Source organism: Sporolactobacillus sp. STSJ-5 (genome assembly GCF_024385605.1).
GTDB lineage: Bacteria > Bacillota > Bacilli > Bacillales > Sporolactobacillaceae > Sporolactobacillus.
Genome location: NZ_JANFOJ010000030.1, coordinates 1 through 18,097, shown reverse-complemented (window position 1 = coordinate 18,097; position 18,097 = coordinate 1). Strand labels below are relative to the sequence as shown.

Sequence of the window (18,097 nt, the reverse complement as noted above, 5' to 3'; positions counted from 1 at the left end):
ACGACCGCGGGCGCACCGCGAGCCTCCTCAGACAAGCAGAAATCTGCGGGGTCTCGCTGGCACCTGATCCCGCAGGCGTCTCGCACCTCCGCTTTGATTCTCGGTCAAGACACTGGTTTATTCGTTTAAATATGGGGTAAAATCTTATACTTTCTTTACTTGTAAAGAAAAACTTGGCGAGGCCAAGTCCTTGACGCCGGCGGATCCTTAGCTTTTCTTATACTAGATACCGCTAATCTTTTAAGATTTTATTTTTTCATTTTGTTTTATAGGAACCTATTCGTATCCCAACCGCCAGCAGAAAATTATAGTCAATTGAACGGTCTTTGCTGAAAAACTGTCAAAGTTCTGATCAGTGTGCATAAACTAAATTAATCAACCCTCGTAGCAGCAGTCACGCATTGAACGACTCATTGTGCAAATTAAAGGAGGGATTCAAAATGAGTAACTTCTTGATATCCGAAGAAGATTGGGATTTAAACCAAAAAGGCGAACAGGATCAGCGCAGGCATTCTGAAAAGGTCAAGGAAGCAATCAAAAAGAACCTTCCTGATCTGATCAGCAGTGAAAATATTATCCTCTCAGACGGCAAAAAAATGACACGGATTCCGATTCGGTCTTTGGACGAGTACAAATTACGGTACAACTATGACAAAACGAAACATGTCGGTCAAGGAGACGGCAAAAGTAAAGTAGGCGATGTCATAGCCAAGGCACCAGGAAAACAGCAGGCACAGCAGGGTGCCGGTAAAGGTCAAGGTGCCGGCGATCGCCCCGGCATCGACTATTACGAAGCCAATGTCTCGATTATGGAAATCGAGAACCTCTTTTTCAAGGAACTGGAACTGCCTCATCTCAAAAGGAAACTGGAGGCGGATATAACCGTCAACAGCCTTGATTATCGGGATATTCGCCGTAAGGGGCTAATGGGTAATATTGATAAAAGGCGAACCATTCTATCCGCAATAAAGCGAAATGCCCGATCTGGAAAAGCACAAATCCATCCCATCCGTGAAGAGGACTTGCGTTTTAAGACTTGGGAAACGATTGTTAAGCCGGAGAGCCGCGCGGTCGTACTCGCACTTATGGACACCAGCGGTTCAATGGGGGTTTGGGAGAAATACATTGCACGCAGCTTCTTCTTCTGGATGAATCGTTTCTTGCGGACCAAGTATGAAAAAGTAACCATCCAGTTCATCGCGCACCACACCGAAGCGACAGTGGTGAGTGAAGAAGACTTCTTCACAAAAGGCGAAAGTGGCGGAACGATCTGCTCCTCCGCTTATATCAAAGCACTGGAGTTAATTCATTCATCCTATCCACCGTCAAAATACAACATCTATCCTTTTCATTTTTCCGACGGTGACAACTTATCGTCAGACAATCCGAAATGCACGCGCCTGGTCAATGAAATCATGGACATTACCGATTTCTTCGGATATGGCGAAATTAACCCTTATCACCGATCCAGCACCTTGATGAGTGCCTACCGAAGTATTAAAAATGAAGCCTTTCATTCCTTTATTTTAAAGCAAAAAAGCGATGTCTACCATGCGATGAAGTACTTCTTCCAAAAGGATCCGGAAAGCGAAGTCATTTAACTCTAGATAAAATAAAAAGCGCCATTTCAGGCGCTTTTTTCCTGCAATCATCTCTATGACCGCATGGATTCCGTCCTTCGTTCAAGCTCATGAATGTTCACTCTTTTTCGCCCTCAGCCGGACGATAAATTCACTTCCGGACGGCTTCAGATCCTCAACCTGAATCGACCCTTCCTCCAATTCAACGAGTTCCTTCACAATCGCCAGTCCCAGGCCCGATCCACCCGGTTCCCTTGATCGCGATTGATCAATGCGGTAGAACCGGGTAAAAATCTTTTCTTTTTCCTCATTTGGTATAGACGGGCCGGAATTCTGTACATGAATATATGAAAAATCGTGATCGCCGCAGACCTTTATTCTGATCCGCCCGTCCACCGGCGTATATTTTCTTGCATTGCCTAATAATGACACCACAATTTGGTGAACATAGTCCTCATTCGCCAGTGCATACGTTTCATTCTCAATCTCTGCAGAAAATTCTTGAACGATGCCTCCCGCATAATCGTTAATGACATTGTTCACAATCATTGACAAATTAACTGTTTCTAGCGCTTTTGATCGTCTTCCCATCCGAGCGATCATCAGAAGCTGCTCAATCAGATTTTGCATTCGTTTTGATTCTTGATCAACAAAATGGATCGACCTCTCGATGACCTCAGGGTGACCGGTGCCATGACGCTGGATCAGTTCTACATGACCACGAATCGCCGAAAGCGGCGTCCTCAGTTCGTGCGACGCGTCAGATACAAAGCGCCGATCCCTTTCAATTAACTGATCCAACTGATCCATCAGCTGGTTAAAAGAAAGAGCAAGATCGTGCACTTCTCGCGGCTGGGGGGGGACTGGCACGCGCTTTTTTAAATTATTTGTTTCAGTAATCTGATTGATTAATGCCGTTACCTTCATGAGTGGTCGGTTTAGCTTCCGAGACAATTGATAAATGGCTAAAGAACCGATGAGCACACCTAATAAAGTACAGACAGCAAGCACTTTTATCATGACCACGATAAACTTCTGAATGCTGATCATTCGGACGTAAAGATCAAAGGTATAGCCATTATAGGAAAAATTGTGATGATAGATCGGTACAAATTTTTTCTTAAAGGCAACCGAAGAAAAAACGGACAGCTTGATTAAATAGTTGTTATTGTCGGTAATACTTTCACTACCCTTGGAATAAATCATCGTTTTGTCTGGGGTCTCGATATGTACATAGAAATCCGGATGTTGCGCATAAAGAATATTCTCAATGGAATCCGTCCAGTCCGGATGTTTCTCTCGTGACTCGACAATCAATTGTTTCTTTACATACTCAACTTCATGCTCCGTATCCTTGTACAGTTGATAGCTCACAACCGAGAGAACAGCCAGCCCGATGAATAAAACAGTGAGCAAAAGAATTAAAATATACCAGAAATTCATCTGAAAAAGTGTCGTTTGCTTATTGATTTTGTAGAATGACTTCATTGATCAATCCTCAACGCATAGCCGACACCGCGAATCGTGTGGATTAATTTTACCGGCTGATTTTGGTCAATTTTATTTCGCAAATAGCGGACATACACATCGACAATATTGGTTTGGCCCATGAAATCAAACCCCCAGACCTTCGAGAGCAATTCATCACGGGTCATCACTTTCCCTTCATTTTTCATTAACACTTCAAGAAGATCAAATTCCCGTTGTGTCAGGCTAAAGGTCTTGCTGTTGCGCTCAGCCGTCCGCTTCTCAATATCCAGCGTAAGATCGCCTACTTTGCATACATGGGAGACCGGAGCGGATGCATAGCTGTTTTTCCGCCTGATCGCCACGCGTACTCTCGCCAGCAATTCCTCAATATCAAATGGCTTGGTAATGTAGTCATCCGCGCCGCCATCCAACCCTGCCACTTTGTCACCGACATAATCGCGTGCAGTCATAATAATAATCGGAACAAGGCTTTTACTCCGAATCCGACGGCAAACCTCCAAACCATTTAGCTTGGGCAGCATCAAGTCAAGCAGAACAAGGTCCCATTGCGAGTCTTCTTTAAAGAACTGCTCAAGCGCTTGTTCCCCATCATAGGCTTCCTCCACATGATAATTCTCAAAGTTCAGTTCTGTAGAGACAAAGGAAGCAACACTTTGTTCATCCTCAACGAGCAATATTTTCGCCTTTTCCATAGCTAGCAGCCATCTCTTCCAATTTAAAATGTACGAACTCCGGCAAAACCGATTATTACTTTCATTATAGCGATTCAAACCATCCGCCGTAAGAAATACGAAATGAGATTTACATGAGAAAATTCTCATGATTTTTTCACATTAAATTTGTTACCCGGTAACAATTCAAGACTAACATGGTTCTTGTACGATGATCATTTAATTCATGGCATCCCCCAAAAAGCACGGTTGTTCAAACGTTCAATCGCTCCACCGTGCTTTATTTTTTAACAATCAATTATTTAGGAGGAAAAATAAATGGAAGAACCTATTTTGACCATTGTGGTCCCTTGTTATAACGAAGAAGCTGTATTAGACGAAACAACCAAACGTTTACGCACTGTATTGCTGCAGGCTTGCCGAGATCAGCTCATTTCTTTTAGAAGTACAATTCTGTTTGTGGATGATGGAAGCAACGACCGTACTTGGGAAATCATTGACAGCGCGGCACAAGAGAATCAGGAAATTACCGGACTGAAATTAAGCCGGAACTTCGGCCATCAAAATGCGCTCATTGCCGGCATGGAGACGGCAAGACCTTATTCAGACTGTGTCATTACCATTGATGCAGACCTTCAGGACGACGTCAATGCGATAAGAAAATTTCTCATCAAATTCCGTAACGGCTATGATGTTGTTTACGGCGTGCGCGACAAGCGCGATACCGATACCATGTTCAAAAAAAATACAGCACTGCTGTTTTATAAAATCATGGAACGCTTAGGTGTGAAAATGGTACCGAACCATGCCGACTATCGGCTCCTCAGCAGACGTGTGCTTGATGAATTTGTGAACTACCAGGAAGAAAATATTTTTTTACGTGGAATGATTCCATTGCTTGGATTTAAGAGCACCAAGGTATACTATAACCGCGCGGAACGCTTTGCTGGCGAATCAAAATACCCGCTGAAGAAAATGTTGAATTTTGCCATTGACGGCATCACCTCATTTTCGATCACGCCGATCCGAATGGTCACTTATCTTGGCGGAACGGTCGCAGGAATCGGTTTTCTGATCGGTTTGTATGCGATCATCCAACATGTTCTCGGTCATGTGGTGACTGGCTGGACATCTATGATTATCTCGCTTTGGACGATCGGCGGCATGCAGCTCATCGCAATCGGCGTCATCGGAGAATATATTGGGAAAATTTTTAAGGAAACGAAGCACCGCCCTCGCTACATTGTTGAGAAGCGCTTGTTGTCGAATGAATCATTCGTGACGAAGGCGCTCTGAGTCAAACAATAATTAAACCGGAAAGACTTTCTTTGGACATGCGGCGGATGCCTGGTCCAAAAAGAGATGGGATGTGGCGACTATTTCACGTGTAAAACGAAGTCTGATTTATTTGTTCAGCATCGCGTTTACCAGTTGTTTTCTAGCAGTGCTCGCGATTAGCTTTTTTTATCCTTTGATTTTCAATCATAATCAAGGGCTTTTGACAACGGCACTGTCGCTGGCTCTGTTTGCATTCATCGTCGTTTTATTTTTTATCGCATTTTTCCGCTGGATCGGTCGCTTGACCGACCGAACCGTGAAGAAAATAAGCGGTATCCTTTTTCTTCTCATGCTGCTGTTTGAAGGCGTGCTGATCGTCACGTTCCATACGATCATTCCTCCGATCATTGACGGTGGACATACGTATGCTGAAGCACTCTATTTGCTTGCACATGGGCATGCCTCAAGCAGTATCTATTTTAAAATATATCCAAACAACATACCGTTCACACTGCTTCGTTACTTTCTGTACAGCATGTTCAGTTTTGTTCACTTTTCGAGTTACATGTTTATCGATCGCTTGTTTTGTGCCTTGACTTTGGATGCAGGCATCTTTCTATCTTGGAAACTGATCCAAAAAAAATTCAATGATCAAACTGCATGCCTATTTCTCGTGATTACGCTAACCTGTTTGCCGTTATTTCTCTATACAATGTATTTCTATACAGATACGGCAGCAATCACATTTCCTGTCCTGCTGCTCTATCTTTGGCATCTCTATACACGTTCATGGAAAATACACTATATTCTTTTATTAGGCATTGCACTAGGAGTCGGTGAATTAATCCGGCCGAATCTAATTCTTTTTCTCCCTGCTTTAGGTATTTACATGTTTCTTGTTCTGAACTGGAAAAAGGCATTGATCAACCTTGCTGTCATCGGTATCTTGATCAGCTCAGTCGGATTCGCTTTCCAAGGGGTTGAACGTCATTTTGGCTATGTCCAGGATCCTTCGTTGTCGATGCCTTCAATCCACTGGGTAATGCTTGGATTATCTCGTGACGGAGGCTATAACGCGCATGATTATCAGCTCACGCGGAAGCAGCCTGATCCTGCTCTGAAAAAACAGCTGGATCGTCAGCAGATTGCTGATCGGATAAAAAAAGATGGGACCGGCGGACTTATCTACCTTTGGGCCGTCAAAACCGCAAGGACTTGGGGAGTAGGTGCACACGGTTATTATTGGTACACACATCTTTCCAGTCATCCTACAAAAGCGTACCAGTATCTGTTTAATCATAAAAATCAGGTAACGATTTATATCATTCAAGTGTTTTACATTGTCACTATTTTCTTACTGATTCTTTCGGTGTTGCGCTATTTTCGCACAAAAAAAGCCGACATGTATTTATTGATCCAGATCTGCCTGTTTGGTAATTTTATCTTTTATGTTTTTTTCTGGGAAGCAGAGCCGCGTTACAGTCTGCTCTTTACACCCTACATTCTCCTCGGTGCCGTTTACGGATTTAATGAACTTATGTATTTGCTAAGAAGTGGCGCCCGTCAAACTGATCGTGAGAAACGGATTGGAAAAGGGTTCAGAATCATGCTTGCCGGAGGCCTTCTCGCAGCGGTATACCTTTGCGCATCTGCAGGTTCCTATGCCTATACTCAGGCTCAGTCCCCGCAGCGCAGTTACATTGTCGATCAGCGCTATTCACCCGGCAAAAAGGGAATTGCTGTGGACGCGCATCACTCTGTCGCTCAGACATTTTTTGCATCCGACCAATACAATCGTATTTCCTTTGGCATACGCGATGTTAAGGGGAGCGCTGCGTATCGTCTCTCGGTCACAGATACAAGTTCTAAGCGGATCCTTTTCACAAAAACATTTGCACCGTCAGGCAAGGATCGCAAACAGGTGTTTCAACTAACTCATGCATCGGTTGGAACCCACAACCGAATCGACATTACACAAATAAAGAAAAAACCAGGATCAGCACTTATTTTGACAATGAGCGGATTTGGTTATGAACAACGCGATGCCTATCCAGGCGGATACTTAATGCAAAATGGCGTTAAAAAAGGGGAAAAAGACCTTAAGTTTGCGGTATACCAGGTTGCTGACGGTCCTTACTTGAGCAACAACAGCTACGGATTATTGTTCTCCATTCCTGCTTTAATGCTGCTCATGTATATCTATATTGCGCTCACCATGAATCAGAATGAATCGGACGGAACCTCTGCATTGAGTGCGCGTTCGCAGAAAATGGCAACAAAGCAAGGTATTTAAATAGTAGTGATCAGAAATAAAACCAGCAGGTCGTGAGGAACGAGTGTCCTCATTCACCTGCTGGTTTCTTGCTTTTTCATAAACGCACTCATGATCGATCTTGCAAATTATTTCGAGCAGCAAAGCCGCTAGTTGCGATGAATAATACCGAAATGGTTGAGCGGCCAATAACGCAGATCCACTTTGCCGACGACCTTTTTCTCACTGATAAAACCGATCTGCGGAACTCGGCTGTCCGAACTGTTCTGACGATTGTCGCCCATCACCCAAAGCATTCCCTTAGGAACTCGTTCCTTGCCGGTCAGTTCTTTCAAAGAAAAATTCCAAGTCAATTGTCCGGCCAACATACTGTTTTTCTTCTGCTTCAAAAACGGTTCGTCAACCGGTTTGCCGTTCACATATAATTGATCATTCGTATAGCGGATCGTATCCCCCGGCAGACCAATGACACGTTTCACATAATCATCCGTCTTTGTTGCATGAAAAATCACCACATCAAACCGTTTAGGCTGCGCTATTCGGTAATTCACTTTATTGACAATTAATCGGTCTCCATTATATAAAGTCGTCTCCATTGACGGACCGTCCACAATATAATTACCCAATATAAATGTCCGTACAATAATGACAATCAGCACAGAAAGCGCGATCGCCCTGAACCAGGCAAATGTTTCATTTCTTTTTTTTCTTTGACGCATAGCTGCAACGACTCCCGACTATCATCATTCTCTAGTAAATCTTTAACCATACCTTTTTTATCCGAGCACTGACACCTTTTCTTAACTAATGTACACGAATCAGTGAACGATCACAAGAAACCGTGCTGCTTGTCCCAATAATGGATAAGTAAAGAAGCGCCGATAAACCGATCGGCGCTTGATAACTTATGGTTCGAATCAATGAATCGCAATTTCTTGCAAAACCGACCACTTATCGAACGGCCAGTAACGAACAGAAACTTTGCCAACCACAGAGTTTTCATTTATAAAACCGAAATAACGGCTGTCCTCGCTGTTTTGGCGATTGTCGCCCATGACCCAAAGCTTTCCTTTCGGCACATGGACTTTGCCGGTCTTGGACTTTAGGCTGAAATTCTCTGTAAGCTGCTGTCCTTGTGGGAGATCACTCTTATATTGCTGAAGGTAAGCCTCATCAACCGCCTTGCCGTTTACATAAAGCTGATCGTTCTTGTAAGAGATTGTATCTCCGGGCAGCCCAATGATTCGTTTTACATAATCTTCAGTACGTGTCGCATGAAAAACAATAATATCGAAGCGATGCGGCGCACCAATGGAATAACCGATTTTATTGACAATCAGCCGGTTGCCGTCCTGCAACGTCGGCATCATTGATTCGCCCCGCACAATATAATTGCTGAAAATAAAATGGCGAACGAGCAATGCGACTAGAACCGCAATGGCAATTGCTCGAATCCAACTCCACAGTTCTCTCTTTGTTTTACTCATTGACTCGCGAGTGTCCCTTCTTGATTTGCCGCTCAATCCCAGTTCATGAATCATTGATCACGATTCTCAACGATTAAGCAGACTGCCTACATATCTTAGTAATTCGTTCGCCGATGTTGAATTATAGCCGTATTCGTCCACAAGTCTGGCAATAACTTCATTAACTCTTTTTAGCTGATCTTCATCCGGTGTCTTGCTTGACGTCGTGATTTTTACTACATCTTTCAGATCTGCGAACAGTTTTTTCTGAATGGCTTCTTTTAAGCGCTCATGTGACTTATAGTTGAAGCGCTTGCCTTTGCGCGCATAGGCGGAAATACGAATCAGAATTTCTTCTCTGAAGGACTTCTTCGCATTTTCAGAAATGCCGATTTGTTCTTCTATAGAGCGCATCAATTTCTCATCAGGATCGACCTCATCACCAGTGATCGGGTCAAAAATCTTGTTGCTGTTGCAGTACGCTTCGACATTATCCAGATAATTGTCCATAAGCGTCTTCGCCGACTCTTCGAATGAATAAACGAAAGCCTTCTGTACTTCGCTCTTTGCCAATTCATCGTATTCACGCCGTGCAAGCGCAATATATTCCGTATAATGTGCGCGATCCTCGTCAGAGATCGACGCATGCTGATCCAATCCTTCTTTAATCGAACGAAGAATATCCAATGCGTTAATGGAGGGAACACCTTTCTTGATAATTGCTGAAGAAATTCGGTTAATGACATAACGCGGATCAATTCCGCTCATGCCTTCATCGGAAAATTCATGCTGCAGTTCTTTAATATCTGCCGCATTATAGCCTTCAACAATTTCGCCGTCATACAGACGCATTTTCTTAATCAAATCAATCCCGCGGCTTTTGGATTCCTTCAACCGAGTCAGAATCGAAAATGTAGCCGCCGTCCGCAAAGCGTGCGGCGCAATATGAACATTCGCAACATCACTTTCGGAAATCAGTTTTTCATAAATCTTTTCTTCGTCACTGACCTTTAAATTATAAGGAACCGGCATCACAATCATACGTGAGTGGAGTGCTTCATTTTTCTTGTTGCTGATAAAGGTCCTGTATTCGGTCTCGTTCGTGTGCGCAATGATCAGTTCATCTGCGGAGATCAACGCGAATCGGCCTGCCTTGAAATTGCCTTCCTGTGTCAGCGACAGCAAATGCCACAAAAATTTCTCATCGCATTTCAGCATTTCTTGAAATTCCATCAGTCCGCGATTGGCTTTATTCAGTTCTCCATCAAAGCGGTAGGCACGTGGATCGGATTCCGATCCATATTCTGCAATCGTTGAAAAATCAATGCTTCCTGTCAGATCGGCAATATCTTGAGATTTCGGATCGGAAGGACTAAAGGTGCCGATACCGACGCGCTTATCCTCAGAGAGAAAAATTCGCTCAATCGGCACATCTTCAATTTGACCACCGTATTCCTTCTCAAGGCGCATAGCGTTCAGCGGCGAAAGATTCCCTTCGACACGAATACCCGTCTCTTCAAAGAAATCCTCGCGCAGATGAGGCGGAATTAAATGAAGCGGGTCCTCATGCATTGGGCAATCCTTAATGGCATAAAGTGCTCCTTCATCCGTCCATGAATATTTTTCCAGTCCGCGCTTAAGCATTGTCACAATGGTCGATTTACCTCCGCTGACCGGCCCCATCAGAAGCAAAATTCTCTTTTTAACATCCAAGCGCCGCGCAGCCGGATGAAAGTACTCCTCGACAAGACGTTCAATTGCTTCATCAAGGCCGTATATCTGTCCGTCAAAGAAGTGGTAGTGCTTATGTCCATCCTTCTCCGAAACACCGGCAGAAATGATCATCTGATAAACTCTGGAATGCGCGGATTGTGCGATCATCGGATTCTTCTTCACTAGTTCCAAGTAGTCTGCAAACGTGCCTTCCCACTTCAGCTGTCCCTCATAGTCGCGGAATTGTTTCAGTTTATCAAGAAAGTTCATTGTATCCCCCCTAGAAAAGATTCACCAATGCTTCCACCCATGTATTTAAGTGTATGCGGTCGGTCGGTAATCTTTCATGGAAACTACGAACAGATACAGAAACAACGTGTCACAAGAGTATGGAAAGGCCTACAGAAAAGTAAAAAATTAGAGCTTTATTTTTTAAAATTCAAATAGTCATTAACCTTTTTTTTCTAAATCAGGATAATCCGGGAAATCGCTGCTGACGCAGAGCTTCATAGACAATAATTGCAGCAGAATTAGATAAATTGAGCGAACGAATGGCTCCGGTCATCGGTAACCGAACACAGCGATCTTGATAGGCTGCCACAAATTCTTTTGGAAGTCCGGTTGTTTCACGGCCGAAGAAGAAAAAGTAGTCTTTACTTGGATCGCTGTAATCGAAAGCGTCATAAGGTCTGCTGCCGTCGGTTTCAACAAGATAATACTCACCTTGCTGATGCTTAGAAAAGAAATCATCAAGTGAATCATAATAATGAAGATCGACCGATGCCCAATAATCAAGGCCGGCGCGTTTCAAATGCTTGTCGTCCGTAGAGAATCCCAGCGGACGAATCAAATGGAGACCGCTATGTGTTCCGGCACAGGTTCGTGCGATATTTCCTGTATTCGGCGGAATCAACGGTTGATAAAGAACGACATGATTACCCATTTCAGACACTCCTATACGTGTTCAGACGACTTCTCAGCCGCTTTGTGAGATCAAATTTTTGCATTGAAAAAAGGCCGGGAGCACCGACCCTCATAACCTCTTATAATAGGGTTTATTATAGCACATCTTGAACCATGAATTTACACGTGATCTTTAATATGGAAAAATTTATAACGGATATTAGCAGTATATGCAGGTGAATCTGTATATGGCCAAGGCCTGTGATATGCATCATAAGTATGCGCATTCACCAGTGGTTCTCCGGACGCATCCATTGCCGTAACCATCGTGTTATGGTTCCAACGACCGTCACCTTCGAAATCATAACAAATGACATCGCCAGGTACCAATTCGCTTGCCTGAGCGCGTTCAATTGCGCCAATCACGCCGTCCGGCTTGCTTAAATACATACACAAACTGTTAGCCACTGTCCAGCTGAAACTCCAGTTCGTCTGTACCTGCCACCATCCCCTGTTTCGGATCGGATTGCCCCACATTCGGATGCCACCTTCATGTAGGCATTGTGAAATAAAATTGGTACAATCATCGCTGACTATCGGATAGTGTGGATTTCGGCGATTCCACCATAAATCGGCATAGCGGACAGCAGCCAGCCGATCATAGCTCCGCGAACGGACATCGGCAGGAGCCAAATCACCCGATTCGCGCGGCAACGGCTGCTCCTCTCCTGCTGCCAGAGGTGCTAATGTGTCGGAGACAAGACGGCTGCTCCGAACAACAGCTTGCCGATCTTCCAAACGTTCTTCAAGAAAGAAATCATTCTGCTTTTTAATCAGCCACTGAGTATGCAAAGAATAGTCAATAACCAAATCCTCACGCTTGTCCTTCGTTTGCACATTTTGCGCTTGAACAACCGCATGCTCGATCTCAGCCTGCTGGTCATTGAGTGCTTTCGTTTTATTCATCAGACGCTTTAATTCTTCAGGCGCTAATGCCATCTTGTGTGGATCAGCATTGCCTACCCAATAGTCGCCAAGCATGGTCAAATGGTTCTGAAATGCATTTTTCCAGTCCACGCTAATTCCCCGTTTCAACATGATTTCGTTATCATTTATTTATGCGTAATGTAACGAAATCATGCCGTGCCTGCTTCATTTAGCCGATACTGCAACCCCTGGTCTTTCTAAATTTAATAAGAACTGCTTTACCTCGATTCCGCCGCCATAGCCGACAAGCGAACCGTTTGCTCCAATCACACGGTGACATGGGACAACAATGGGAATCGGATTGCGATTATTCGCCATTCCAATTGCGCGCACCCCTTTTGGATTTTGCACAGCACACGCAATATCCTTATATGACCGGGTCTCTCCAAAAGGAATTTCCGACAATGCTTTCCATACCTTGCATTGAAATTCTGTTCCTTTCATGAGCAGCTTTAACGTGAATACTTTTCTTTTCCCATTAAAATAGTCATCCAGTTGCCGAGCTGCCTCCGCGCATTGTTCTTGATCCTTTATGAGAACTGATGGAAGTTCATGCTTTTCTGCCCATTGTCTTAGCCGGGATTCATTTTCTTCAAACGATCCAAAATCAATGCGGCATAGTTGATCTTCATAGACAGATAATGTCAGCGCTCCGATCGCCGTTTCCATTTCATGAACGGCGAGATAATCGTTTTGATTCATGTATGAATCTCCTTTTGTTCATTTTGGGGTCACTCGTTTTGAACGGCCGGAACAAGTTCGACGAGTGATCGGTTGGGCTGCTCCGTAAAAAGAGCATCATGTGAGATGACCAGCACAATTCTTCCTTTTTCAACCAGCTCGTTAATCAAGCGACAAACAATATGTTTATTGTTCTTATCTAGAAAATTGGTCGGTTCATCAAACAGGTAGACACTTTTATTCGTGCTCAAATCATGGCTCATTTGTGCAAGCTTCTTTTGGCCATAGGATCCGTTACTGAGCAAAAGGCGGCCGTATTCACTAATGATCGGCTCAGCGGGTACGTAAACAAAGTCCGAAGTTTCTCTGCTTCGTGATTTCCCATTGATTTGAATCTCTCCATGATAACGGCTGCTCAGGCCTAAGATCGATTCGATCATCGTCGTCTTCCCGCATCCGTTTGCTCCGCGAATGAGATAAAGCGAGCCGGGTACAAAAATCTGATTAATAGGAGCATGTAATGCTTCTCCATACTCGTTTAATCCAATATAACTGCGTAATTGAACCGAATCGATGGAAACATCTGAGCGTTTCTCGACTGGAAGCTCAAGAAATCGAGCAAAATTCGTCAGCACAGGCTTAGTCGCTAAATAATCCTTGCGAATGGTGGCAAAGAATTCTGCCGGGTCCCAAAAGCGCGATGTATACAGCTCGATGGCTGACAAAGCGCCGATTGTCATGCTTCCATGATAAACAAAATAGGCACTCAATAAAGTACTCAGTAGGATCACTCCATTAAGCATACCGTAGGATAAAAGATTATCAAAGACAGCCTCTGTCTGGATCTTCTTTTTCATATGAATCTTGTACGAACGGATCCATTCCGATATCGGCTTGAGTTGTTTGTTCTCTAAGAAGCGTTCTTCCTTCGTTAAACGGTATTGATCAGATTCATAATCTTTAAGCTTCTCCATGTCATGAACCGTTCGTTCTGTATTCTCTTTCATGGTATGCGCAAAACGAAGCGACAAAAGCAGGAAAGTAGGAATGGCTAAAGTTACAACGAGGGTAACGGGAAAGGACAGTGACACCATACAGAGGATTATCCCCACAATGTAGAGTGCATTAACGACAATTGAAAGTGGAACTTGAAAAATAAAGCGTTTCACTAGTTCATAGTTCTGACCCATAAATTGCTGCAGACTGCCTTGTGAGACGTGATTGTCTCTGAGGTTAAGTTGTTTTATTTCGCGATCAAGCGTTGAGAAAATCGATACAAAGGCTTCCCTTGTTCCGAAGCCTTCCGCCAAATCAACCGCATAGTTCAATAGCTGTGTGAGGATATAGAAGACAATTGATAATGCAACATAGATAAGCAGCTTATGAAGATTTTTCTCGACCAATGCGTCAATCATTTGCATCGTCAAGATCGGTATCATAAGAAAAGCGAGTCGATGAAGAATAAGAACCATAAAATTGATGAAAAGTGTTTTTCGGGAAATGTAGTGAATAAATTGGAACATATGGAACACCTCTTGGTCATTCCCAGATCATACTTATTTGGGAGGACAAATTTCACTGTCACAATCCGAATCGTGACGATTAATTTTTACCATTGGATCCATCCCTTTATTTTTAATTAACGCCATTATAACACAGCATTTTGACGCGAAATTCACGATTTTTATGCTACACTAAGATTAAATTGTCACTCAGGAGGCGCGTCATGTCTGATGTTTCGATCTCTTCTCAATTGAAAGAGGCAGTGACCGATTTTAAGATCGGCGTTATTTATTATCCGGCGATTGTCGTTAGCGACTTGCCGCCGCTGATTGGCGATCGTCTGCCCTTGTACTATGAAAACATTCAACTATCCTTAAACGAACATCCTGTGAGTGAGATTCCAGGCGTCAAGGAATGGAGAGGAATCTTTAAAAAGGCGGGTACAGATCCGTCGCGTTACCGACCATCTCAGGAAGCGCTGCTGCGAAAAATAAAAAAAGACGGTGCACCGCATTTTGTAAACTCAGCGGTTGATCTGCTCAACTTTTTCAGCGTTCAGTACGGTATTCCTATGGGCTTATACGATATGGCAAAGCTTCACAGTCCTATTCAAATAAGGATTGGTACCGATGAAGATCACTATGACGGATTAAACGGCCGGACCATGCATATGAAAGATAAAATTGTATCCGCGGACAGCGTCGGGGCATTTGGAAGCCCGATCGTCGATTCAAAACGAACCTGTGTGACCGAACAGACAAAACAAGCCTTGCAAATTGTTTATCTGCGCCCCTCAATGGACAGCGATGAAGTGCGTCAATTGATCACAAAAATGGCGGAAATGTTTACGCAGGTACATGGCGGTACCCATGAATTAAAATTGATTCAATAGAATATAGTTTTAGTGACTGCCCGCAAGGAGGGACTACAATGAATTCAGATTTATTCAGCGTTGATTACTTTAAAGACGCACTGCATCTGCAACTAAAGAAAAATGGTGATATACAGACACCTGTTCAAACGATGAACAGCTACTATCACACCGTTGTTTCGGCAATCATTCAAGATCGGATTAATAAAAACTTCGAATTGATGCGTCGAATTCGCAATTTAGATGCGGCTTATAAGGAAGTAAAAGAAGAAGTCTCAGCGCAGCAGCAAATGCAGCAGCAGTAAATTTTTCTCAATTTGTGCAAAAAAGATCGCCAAGCATCGGAAATTGCTTGACGATCTTTTTTCAACTATTTATTTAGCTGCTCGAAAGCCTGCCTTCACAGCGTCATTTCGATTCTTAAAACAAATCTCTGCCTTCGTCACCTTATAGTATCGGTCGGATGGCATGTGATATATTTTCCCTCGAGACGAGATATTGCCCTTAATCAAGCCGCCGCAATCGCCTGCTTGATTTGGCGTACTCTGACCTTCTACCGAATTTTCGGCCACTGCTGTGCTTGACGATTGATTGCTATTCTTATGTATTTCGTCGTATGCCGCCGTTCCCTTCATAACTTCCGGATGAAAGCCATTCGCTTCGGCATATCCGTTTACCGACCAAATACCGATGTTCTTCGCTCGTGCCTGATTCTCTACCGATCGATACTGGTCAATATATTTGGTGTTTGGCGGATAGACATAGGCGACCCGTGCCAGTCCGCTGGCCAGCTGAAGTTCTTCAAACGACTTACCATCAACAAAGACATAAGCAAGCAGCCGTCCGTACTTATCACGACCGCCATCCTTGGCAAGTTCAAGCGTCACGGTTTTCCCATCAAGCAGCCGATGTGCCTGTGCGCTTGCCTCCGGTCCGTAGGGCTGAACCCCTAACTTGGGATGATGGGTTTCCGGTGTGTCAATCAACAGGACCCTGACTGTGGTTATTTTCTTTTGATAAAGCACTTGAAACGTATCGCCATCGACAACTTTAGTTAGTTTTACGGTGACACCGTGCTCAGGCTTTTCGCTGTTACTTACTGCTATATCTGATGAATCGTTGACTGATGCGGCAGTTTCACTTGATGAATACGCCGAATCCGAACTTGATACAGCAGCCGTACTTGTTGAGCCTGCATTGTTCGACGTTTCACCGTTGCTGAGTTCCGCACATCCGGAAAGAAGGAACAGCGACAGGAGCATCATCATGAGCACATAGCTTACTCCGCGCCAACTTAAACTATTTCTTTTCATTGCATTCACCTATTCTTTTTGGGCATAAATTGAGCGGCCGCTGTAAAAAGAGGCCGCTCAATGGACGATTGCCGCCTCACAAGCGGCAAATATTCAATGGGCAGCGATCTTCACAATGACAGATCGCCTTAATATAATCCAAGTTTTTGATGACAATAGATCCATGATAATAATCAATAGCTCCATCATTCTTCCAAGCTTGGAGCATCCGGTTCACAGTCTCACGTGTCGAGCCAATGAGCTGAGCCAAATCGGTGTTCGTCAAACTGATGGTGTAATGAATACCGTCTTCATCCGAACGGCTGTAGCCATGGATCATTCTCAGCAAGGTAGAGGCAAGTGCGCCGTTCTTCCCATAGAAGATCAAGTCGCGCATTTTAATTTGAGTAAATTGGCCCAGCATACCGATCCATTTCATAAATTCAAACGACATCCCTGCATTCGAGAGCAGCAGCGGCTCTAACTCTTTCTCAGAAATGATTCCAATCTTGCATTCAGTAACCGCCGCAGCTGTGAACAAATTTTCGGCACTACCGAAGCAACCGATCTCACCAAACAGATCGCCTTCCATAAAGTAGTGGAGCACCAAATCTTTTCCATCGTACGCGGATTTAAATAATTTAACGCGCCCTTCAAGCACATAATAGAGCTTGTCGGCAGGGTCTCCCTCCCAGAAGACATTCGTGCCTTTTTTATATGTCGACACGGTCATCACTGACTTCAGCGACTGCATGCTTTGCTTCGAGAACATGCATGTATTGTTCAGACCATTCTGATTCAAACAAGCGAGCTCTTCCATCATATCACGCCCTTATTTTTACTATCAAACATCTATAATCAATAATTATCTTAGAAACAAGAAAAACCAAAATTGCTTTTTCCGAGAATTCCTGCCTTTTCTTCTTTCATTATACAAGAGATTTTCTTAATTTAGCGTGAAAAGTGTGACGGAAATCATACAGCTTTTAAGAAGTATGCGCTTTCTATTTTTTTTACAAAGAAAGAAAGCATAAAATTTTCGGATTAATAACAAAGTAGGAAACTAGACACGAAAACGCGAGACTCCTGAGGGTGCGGCTCTGTTGATCGCGTGCCAGTAATGAGACCCCGCAGATAGGATTTATGTATGAGGAGGCTCGCGGTGCGCCCGCGGCAAGCGAGCGGCTGAAGTGTCACTCAAGTTATAGGATTAATGGATCAAGGCTGCATTTGGAGTAAAGGAACTTTCGTATGTAAAGGAGTAAAGGAACTTTCGCTAAATATGCATACGTCCTGTATGCAACGCGAAAGCCATCACATCCTGTGAAAGTACGTCCTGTATGCAACGCGAAAGCCATCACGTCCTGCAGAGGTAAGGACCGGGCTTGC

16 protein-coding genes are annotated in these 18,097 nt (G+C 43.8%); 5 read left to right on the top strand and 11 right to left on the bottom strand.

Annotated features, from left to right (window positions below; translation table 11 throughout):
* Positions 1–440 precede the first annotated feature (440 nt).
* Positions 441–1,601, top strand: coding sequence for a sporulation protein YhbH (yhbH, locus tag NOM01_RS16555; RefSeq protein ID WP_255749684.1), 1,161 nt, complete (start codon positions 441–443; stop codon positions 1,599–1,601).
* An 87-nt stretch (positions 1,602–1,688) separates the two neighbouring features.
* Here the strand turns inward: yhbH and NOM01_RS16550 are convergent, their stop codons facing one another.
* Entirely contained in the window at positions 1,689–3,068 is a 1,380-nt protein-coding gene (locus NOM01_RS16550) for a sensor histidine kinase (RefSeq protein WP_255749682.1), read from the bottom strand.
* Positions 3,065–3,763 carry a response regulator transcription factor gene (locus NOM01_RS16545; RefSeq protein ID WP_255749680.1) on the bottom strand — a complete coding sequence of 233 codons (699 nt, stop codon included), beginning with the start codon at positions 3,761–3,763 and terminating at the stop codon, positions 3,065–3,067. Before NOM01_RS16545 ends, NOM01_RS16550 begins: the two co-directional genes overlap by 4 nt.
* 297 nt (positions 3,764–4,060) lie before the next feature.
* Between NOM01_RS16545 and NOM01_RS16540 the strand changes: the two genes are divergently transcribed.
* A complete protein-coding gene (locus NOM01_RS16540) occupies positions 4,061–5,038 on the top strand; it encodes a glycosyltransferase family 2 protein (RefSeq protein WP_255749679.1) in 978 nt (325 codons plus the stop codon).
* A gap of 73 nt (positions 5,039–5,111) precedes the next feature.
* Positions 5,112–7,313: a glycosyltransferase family 39 protein gene (locus NOM01_RS16535; protein ID WP_255749678.1), complete on the top strand. Its 2,202-nt coding sequence runs from the start codon at positions 5,112–5,114 to the stop codon at positions 7,311–7,313.
* A gap of 128 nt (positions 7,314–7,441) precedes the next feature.
* On the opposite strand, the gene lepB (NOM01_RS16530) is transcribed toward NOM01_RS16535, so the two are convergent.
* The 7 genes from lepB (NOM01_RS16530) to NOM01_RS16500 form a co-directional block, all read right to left on the bottom strand.
* Positions 7,442–8,011, bottom strand: a complete 570-nt coding sequence (gene lepB / locus NOM01_RS16530; protein WP_255749677.1) for a signal peptidase I — start codon at positions 8,009–8,011, stop codon at positions 7,442–7,444.
* A 198-nt stretch (positions 8,012–8,209) separates the two neighbouring features.
* Positions 8,210–8,779: a signal peptidase I gene (lepB, locus tag NOM01_RS16525; RefSeq protein ID WP_255749685.1), complete on the bottom strand. Its 570-nt coding sequence runs from the start codon at positions 8,777–8,779 to the stop codon at positions 8,210–8,212.
* 66 nt (positions 8,780–8,845) lie between these two features.
* The gene (locus NOM01_RS16520; RefSeq protein WP_255749676.1) at positions 8,846–10,741 is read right to left on the bottom strand and encodes a PrkA family serine protein kinase; all 1,896 of its coding nucleotides are present in this window, start codon (positions 10,739–10,741) and stop codon (positions 8,846–8,848) included.
* Positions 10,742–10,940: 199 nt separating this feature from the next.
* The gene (locus NOM01_RS16515; protein WP_255749675.1) at positions 10,941–11,414 is read right to left on the bottom strand and encodes a tRNA (cytidine(34)-2'-O)-methyltransferase; all 474 of its coding nucleotides are present in this window, start codon (positions 11,412–11,414) and stop codon (positions 10,941–10,943) included.
* A gap of 140 nt (positions 11,415–11,554) precedes the next feature.
* A complete protein-coding gene (locus tag NOM01_RS16510) occupies positions 11,555–12,451 on the bottom strand; it encodes an amidase domain-containing protein (RefSeq protein WP_255749674.1) in 897 nt (298 codons plus the stop codon).
* Between the two features lie 75 nt (positions 12,452–12,526).
* A complete protein-coding gene (locus NOM01_RS16505; RefSeq protein ID WP_255749673.1) occupies positions 12,527–13,063 on the bottom strand; it encodes a methylated-DNA--[protein]-cysteine S-methyltransferase in 537 nt (178 codons plus the stop codon).
* 29 nt (positions 13,064–13,092) lie between these two features.
* Positions 13,093–14,565, bottom strand: coding sequence for an ATP-binding cassette domain-containing protein (locus NOM01_RS16500; protein WP_255749672.1), 1,473 nt, complete (start codon positions 14,563–14,565; stop codon positions 13,093–13,095).
* Between the two features lie 203 nt (positions 14,566–14,768).
* Between NOM01_RS16500 and NOM01_RS16495 the strand changes: the two genes are divergently transcribed.
* The gene (locus tag NOM01_RS16495) at positions 14,769–15,437 is read left to right on the top strand and encodes a B3/B4 domain-containing protein (RefSeq protein WP_255749671.1); all 669 of its coding nucleotides are present in this window, start codon (positions 14,769–14,771) and stop codon (positions 15,435–15,437) included.
* Positions 15,438–15,475: 38 nt separating this feature from the next.
* Positions 15,476–15,721, top strand: a complete 246-nt coding sequence (gene yvfG, locus NOM01_RS16490; RefSeq protein ID WP_255749670.1) for a protein YvfG — start codon at positions 15,476–15,478, stop codon at positions 15,719–15,721.
* A gap of 69 nt (positions 15,722–15,790) precedes the next feature.
* Here the strand turns inward: yvfG and NOM01_RS16485 are convergent, their stop codons facing one another.
* Together NOM01_RS16485 and NOM01_RS16480 are read right to left on the bottom strand one after the other, a co-directional pair.
* Positions 15,791–16,729 carry a thermonuclease family protein gene (locus NOM01_RS16485; protein ID WP_255749669.1) on the bottom strand — a complete coding sequence of 313 codons (939 nt, stop codon included), beginning with the start codon at positions 16,727–16,729 and terminating at the stop codon, positions 15,791–15,793.
* Positions 16,730–16,805: 76 nt separating this feature from the next.
* Entirely contained in the window at positions 16,806–17,531 is a 726-nt protein-coding gene (locus tag NOM01_RS16480; protein WP_255749668.1) for a Crp/Fnr family transcriptional regulator, read from the bottom strand.
* Positions 17,532–18,097 lie beyond the last annotated feature (566 nt).

Bases quoted from the DNA above. Each gene is read 5' to 3' on its own strand.
- NOM01_RS16500 (WP_255749672.1), bottom strand. From the start codon at position 14,565: ATGTTCCAATTTATTCACTACATTTCCCGAAAAACACTTTTCATCAAT.
- lepB (WP_255749685.1), bottom strand. From the start codon at position 8,779: ATGAGTAAAACAAAGAGAGAACTGTGGAGTTGGATTCGAGCAATTGCC.
- NOM01_RS16540 (WP_255749679.1), top strand. From the start codon at position 4,061: ATGGAAGAACCTATTTTGACCATTGTGGTCCCTTGTTATAACGAAGAA.
- yhbH (WP_255749684.1), top strand. From the start codon at position 441: ATGAGTAACTTCTTGATATCCGAAGAAGATTGGGATTTAAACCAAAAA.
- NOM01_RS16505 (WP_255749673.1), bottom strand. From the start codon at position 13,063: ATGAATCAAAACGATTATCTCGCCGTTCATGAAATGGAAACGGCGATC.
- NOM01_RS16520 (WP_255749676.1), bottom strand. From the start codon at position 10,741: ATGAACTTTCTTGATAAACTGAAACAATTCCGCGACTATGAGGGACAG.
- lepB (WP_255749677.1), bottom strand. From the start codon at position 8,011: ATGCGTCAAAGAAAAAAAAGAAATGAAACATTTGCCTGGTTCAGGGCG.
- NOM01_RS16480 (WP_255749668.1), bottom strand. From the start codon at position 17,531: ATGATGGAAGAGCTCGCTTGTTTGAATCAGAATGGTCTGAACAATACA.
- yvfG (WP_255749670.1), top strand. From the start codon at position 15,476: ATGAATTCAGATTTATTCAGCGTTGATTACTTTAAAGACGCACTGCAT.
- NOM01_RS16550 (WP_255749682.1), bottom strand. From the start codon at position 3,068: ATGAAGTCATTCTACAAAATCAATAAGCAAACGACACTTTTTCAGATG.
- NOM01_RS16485 (WP_255749669.1), bottom strand. From the start codon at position 16,729: ATGAAAAGAAATAGTTTAAGTTGGCGCGGAGTAAGCTATGTGCTCATG.
- NOM01_RS16495 (WP_255749671.1), top strand. From the start codon at position 14,769: ATGTCTGATGTTTCGATCTCTTCTCAATTGAAAGAGGCAGTGACCGAT.
- NOM01_RS16545 (WP_255749680.1), bottom strand. From the start codon at position 3,763: ATGGAAAAGGCGAAAATATTGCTCGTTGAGGATGAACAAAGTGTTGCT.
- NOM01_RS16515 (WP_255749675.1), bottom strand. From the start codon at position 11,414: ATGGGTAATCATGTCGTTCTTTATCAACCGTTGATTCCGCCGAATACA.